Genomic DNA, 1,605 nt, shown 5'->3' on the forward strand with positions numbered 1-1,605 from the left:
TTGATGTCGCAGGTCTTGCAATGCACGCAGTTTTGCGCGTTGATCTGCAGGCGGTCGGTGTTGTCGGGGTTTTTCACGAATTCATAGACCCCGGCCGGGCAGTAGCGGCTCTCGGGGCCGGCATAGGTGGCCAGGTTGATGCTGACGGGAACGCTGGCATCTTTCAGCGTCAGATGCGCCGGCTGCTGCTCTTCATGGTTGGTGTTGGAAACAAACACCGAACTCAATCGGTCAAAGGTGATCTGGTTGTCGGGCCTGGGGTAGACGATGGGCGTGCACTCGGCCGCCGGCTTGAGCATCGCGTAATCGGGCTGGTTGCGGTGAACCGTCCAGGGCGGGCGCTTGATGCCCAGTTTGGGCAGCAGCCACTGCTCGATGCCGGTCATGAAGGTGCCGATGAACAGGCCTTTCTTGAACCAGGCCTTGAAGTTGCGTGACTGGTCCAGCTCTTGGGCCAGCCAGCTTTGGGCATAGGCCTCGGGGTAGGCACTGAGTTCGTCATGCTGGCGGCCCGAGGTCACGGCGGCATAAGCGGCTTCGGCGGCCAGCATGCCGGTCTTGATCGCCGCGTGGCTGCCCTTGATGCGGCTGGCGTTCAGGTAGCCGGCCTCGCAGCCAATCAGCGCGCCGCCGGCAAACACGGTCTTGGGCAGGCTCAGCGCGCCACCGGCGGTGATGGCGCGCGCGCCATAGCTGATGCGCTTGCCGCCTTCCAGGTATTTTTTGATGCTGGGGTGGGTTTTCCAGCGCTGCATTTCTTCAAAAGGGCTCAGGTAAGGGTTGCTGTAGTCCAGCCCGGTGACCAGGCCCAGCGTGACCTGGTTGCCCTCCAGGTGGTACATAAAGCCGCCGCCATAGGTCTGGCTGTCCATCGGCCAGCCGGCGGTGTGGATGACCAGGCCGGGCTGGTGCTTGGCCGGGTCAATCTCCCACAGCTCCTTGACGCCCAGCGCATACGCCTGCGGGTCTTTGCCAGCGTCCAGCTTGAACTTGCTGATGAGCTGGCGACCGAGGTGGCCGCGCGCGCCCTCGGCAAACACGGTGTACTTGCCGTGCAGTTCCATGCCGAGCTGAAAGTGGTCGGTCGGCTCGCCGTCCTTGCCGATGCCCAGGTTGCCGGTGGCCACGCCCTTGACCGAGCCATCGTCGTTGTACAGCACTTCGGCGGCGGCAAAGCCGGGGAAGATTTCAACGCCAAGGTTCTCGGCCTGCTGTGCCAGCCAGCGCACCACATTGCCCAGGCTGATGACGTAGTTGCCTTCGTTGTGCATGCAGTCGGGCACGAAGAAATTGGGCGTTTTGGTCGCGCCTCTTTCGCTGAGGAACAGGACTTCGTCGCCCGTCACCGGCTGGTTCAAAGGCGCGCCCAGCGCTTTCCAGTCGGGAATCAGTTCGGTCAGCGCTTTCGGGTCCATCACGGCGCCGCTCAAAATGTGCGCGCCGGGCTCGGAGCCTTTCTCCAGCACCACGACCGACACGTCGCTGCCTTTTTCGCTGGCCAGCTGCTTCAGGCGAATCGCCGTGGCCAGACCACCGGGCCCGCCGCCGACCACAACGACGTCGTATTCCATCGCTTCACGGGGGCCGAACTGGGCCAGAATTTCT

Annotated in this window: 1 protein-coding gene; it reads right to left on the minus strand. The window is 63.2% G+C overall.

The features are described from left to right. Positions 1 to 1,605: electron transfer flavoprotein-ubiquinone oxidoreductase (locus RMO23_RS14830; RefSeq protein WP_309683091.1), on the minus strand; the 1,605-nt coding region annotated here is incomplete at both ends.

This window comes from Polaromonas sp. (assembly GCF_031411155.1).
In the GTDB taxonomy this organism is placed as follows: Bacteria; Pseudomonadota; Gammaproteobacteria; order Burkholderiales; family Burkholderiaceae_C; genus Polaromonas.